We start from the raw sequence: 240 nt of genomic DNA, 5'->3' as shown, positions 1-240 counted from the left end.
CAACTGCACAACCAATGGCTGCAGCCGAACTATCCACGGCTGACCGAATCGCCGGGGGTCTGGCAGAACCTCAGTCGGTTGTTCGCCGTGATGCTGCTCAGTTGCGCGGCGATCGTGGTCTGGCAGCGGCGCCAACAGCCCAGCCTCGAACAACGCCTGCTCAGCGCCCGGGAAGACATCGCGTTGCGCGCGGCCAGTGACGAGGCGCTGCGGCTGACACAGTTTTCCATCGACCAAAGC

1 pseudogene is annotated in these 240 nt (G+C 64.2%); it reads left to right on the top strand.

The features are described 5' to 3' along the window. Positions 1–240, top strand: a pseudogene (locus AC0IXA_RS28060) (histidine kinase); the annotation flags it as partial.

The sequence above is a fragment of the Pseudomonas sp. AC083 genome (assembly GCF_979253165.1).
Note: the sequence above shows the minus strand (reverse complement) of the source record. Positions and strands in the feature narration are given on the sequence as shown.